The sequence below is a fragment of the Pseudovibrio sp. Ad46 genome, assembly GCF_001623065.1.
In the GTDB taxonomy this organism is placed as follows: domain Bacteria; phylum Pseudomonadota; class Alphaproteobacteria; order Rhizobiales; family Stappiaceae; genus Pseudovibrio.
In genome coordinates this window covers 1-3059 of the sequence record NZ_LMCG01000034.1, presented here as the reverse complement: position 1 = coordinate 3059, position 3059 = coordinate 1, and the positions used below count along the sequence as shown (strand labels likewise).

General features: G+C 48.3%; 3 protein-coding genes. All 3 read left to right on the top strand.

Translation table 11 applies throughout. The features are described 5' to 3' along the window. Positions 1-465: 465 nt before the first annotated feature. The 3 genes from PsAD46_RS06535 to PsAD46_RS06525 all read left to right on the top strand — a co-directional run bounded on the left by PsAD46_RS06535 (position 466) and on the right by PsAD46_RS06525 (position 2752). A complete protein-coding gene (locus PsAD46_RS06535; RefSeq protein WP_063291673.1) occupies positions 466-918 on the top strand; it encodes a MarR family transcriptional regulator in 453 nt (150 codons plus the stop codon). Positions 919-1034: 116 nt separating this feature from the next. Further along, positions 1035-1463: a hypothetical protein gene (locus PsAD46_RS06530; protein WP_063291674.1), complete on the top strand. Its 429-nt coding sequence runs from the start codon at positions 1035-1037 to the stop codon at positions 1461-1463. Positions 1464-1525: 62 nt separating this feature from the next. Then, a complete protein-coding gene (locus PsAD46_RS06525) occupies positions 1526-2752 on the top strand; it encodes a hypothetical protein (protein ID WP_063302845.1) in 1227 nt (408 codons plus the stop codon). Positions 2753-3059: the final 307 nt, after the last annotated feature.

The following is a 3059-nucleotide window of genomic DNA, read 5'->3' as shown; positions in this document are numbered from 1 at the left end:
TAATCATTGTGATTGCCGAGCGCCGCAGCACCGATCCGGCCACCACCATCAACTCCTATGGCGGCTTTGTGCGCGGCTGTCTGGCAAAAGCTAAAGCCGGGGATCTGCACCTTCAAAAGTCTGTTTTTGGCCTGCTCAGCAAGGCAAATCTGGATGAATAAGCACCTCTCAAAAAAAATGGGACTGTGCCCCCGATCGCTGTCAAGGACAAGGGAGCTACTGCTCCCCGACCCTGAGGCCTCCCCATCCTTCCTGCAGGACTTTTGCGCCGGCACATCCGGCCCAAAAGTCATGCAAGAAGGACACGAGCTGCAAGTGCATTCCAGTGGGAGATACCCCGCCTCAGGGTCGATCCTTGACAGCGCTCTCCCCCGTTTTTGTGACGGAAGAAATGAACCGATCTGAGCGATGTTGGGAACGAACAACACCTCATTGTTTTGAAATTTGAATTTGGAGTATTTTATAGTGCAGGCCAAGTATCTTGCCGACCAGCTTTGTGAAGTCAGCACCGCTTTAGAAGATGCAGTTGTGCAAACCTATGGGGAGCTTCCAGCAAATTGCGCAGCAATCTTGCTACTTCTGCGCAGAAAAGCAGCGCCCTCTCTTGCGTACATCTCAAAGCAAGTCTGTCTCAGTCAATCCGCAACGGCAACGCTTGTCGACCGGTTAGAAGAGGGCAAGCTTGTCCGGCGTATGAAGCGTGAGGGCCGTCAAGTTAAGGTGAAGCTCACGGCCGGGGGCAAAAGAAAAGCTGATGAACTTGTCAAGTCCCGCAGGCAAGCAGCTGAAAACCTGCTGGCAAATCTCAATGAAGAACAGCGCACTGTGCTCTCAAAAACCTTCATCCAAATTATGAGCGGCATAGACCGCTCAGGCAACTTTGAGGATCTCGCCTCCTTAACGGCTGGCCGTTCTTAGCTCGCTTAGGGTGTCATTTCTCACTCAGCCGCACTCAGTCCCAAGCTCTGCGCTGTTGCAGATCACTTACCAATCCACCCATCGCAACTTGATGGATCATTCAAACGGAGATTTCCATGAAAAAGCTTTTCGTTCTTCTTGCCGCAACCATGCTCTTAGCGGCCTGCCAAACAACATCCATTCCCGTCTCATCAAAACAGCCACCTCGGGTGGTGACACAAAAATCTGTTCCAGCAGCCAAAAAGGCTGTGATCGATGCATTTGCTGGCATAGGATTTAAGGTGATCCGCAAGACCAGCAACACTGTTGTGGTCGAACAGATCCTCACCCCAAACAGCACGGAACGAAAGCAGCATGCCTCCTACAGCGATGGCATTCCACGTGCCCGTGCTGCTTTGCGCTTCAGCAGGGTTGATGGTGGTACTCAGATCACAAGTTCATTCGATATGATCACCAATCCGGGCAAAGCCAATCAAGAGAAAGTCACGCTGCTGGATAGCCCTGATGGTGCTCGCCTGCAGCGCTTGTTGGAAGGCTTGCAGTGACCACCGCGCCTCCATAATGCGTTTTTTATTCGCGAAATGAGACTTATTTTCTTGGAAGGACTATGAATAAAATGATTTTGAAGCATTCAGCAAAAGCAACTTTGAGCGCAGTAGCTATATTGTCATGCGCTCTATTAGTGAGCTGCAATCCTCTTCCTGAAGTGTCTGATGATCAACTTACAGCTCTGTTTGGCGACAAAGGCTGGAATTTTAACAGCGACCTTCAGCCATTGATTTCGGAATCAACTGAACAATGCGTGATGCTTATGGCTGGCTTGGATGTGCCGATCTATGCCGGGCTTGATGGTACTTTAATTAGTCAAGTGACGCTTGAATGCCGAAAAGATCTGCAAAAAAGGCTGAGTGACCCCGAACGAAACTCAACAGAACTTGAGCTGAAACATTTCGAGAATGCAGAACTCGCCAGGCGGATTATTGATCTGAGGGCAAGCTTGATTGAGAGAAGAAATGCCGAAATCCTTTCACAGCACAAGGAAGATCTCCAACAAGGGTTGAAGATGGTGAAAAATACACAGGACCGTCTTCCAGAAACAATCAGGCGAGTTAAAGCTGCTTGTGCAGATATCGAAAAACTAAGGGAAGAGAATAAACAAACCAAGATTCTCTATTCATTTCGTTTCAACCTACCTTCCATCTGCGAAGAAACAGAATTTTCAGCGTATCGTGACTTCCTGAATAGCGAGCAGGAAAAGCTTGCGATGGTTTTGGCCGATGAGGTGGCCCTGGGTGATCCCACGCTGCGTAATCCGTTTGACAAGCTGCGTTTGGACCGCTTCCAACGTCCGATTACGTCGGCCCTTGAAAAGGTGGTGACACTTCAGAAAGATTACTCTGTTGGTTTGGAGGAAAGGCAGGAGCGATATAACGAGCGGAAGACTTTGCTAGTTAAAGCAATCAATCAAGCACAGGCTGAGACCTTGGAACTTGGAGAGCTTTTTTCAACCTTTAAGAAGTACTGCGAAAGAAACCATTCATTTGGCAAAGCCAATGGAATAGGCAAAGCGTTCTTAGTCTACAGTGAGGTTTACCTTCCCCGCCAATGTCACGAGAAAAACTATAATCTCGCAGCCCTGAAGGAAAAACAAACCGCCTTCATAGAGGAAATAAAGAATATTTTGAAAGATCATACCCACATGAACGCTTCATATTTCCGAGTAAGAAATGACAGTGGAGTTAAGCAATATCTATCAGATAGAATAGAGCGACTTGATGATAAATTCGAAGAACTGAAGTCGGCTGTTGCGCGCAAAAAAGCGAAACGATCCTAATTTTTTGTCTCGTCGGCTGAACTGGGCCATGTAAGGTCTTACGGCATCATAAAGATGAAAATCTGTGGTGCCGTAATCTTTTGTTTTGCGGCTGTGGGAGAGTAATAAAGATTCATACCGAAAGCCCCCCTTTGCGGACCTTCATCGGCGCAAAGCATTCCTAGTAGCGGCACGACGTAGGTGACCAATAACTGCCATTCAGCCTCAACCCAGTAGCTTCTGGCCAGCGTGCCACCTCAACCTCCGATAGATTTTGGTCTGCTTGTTGCTGAGTGACCATAAGCTGACACTCACGCTACCTTAGAGC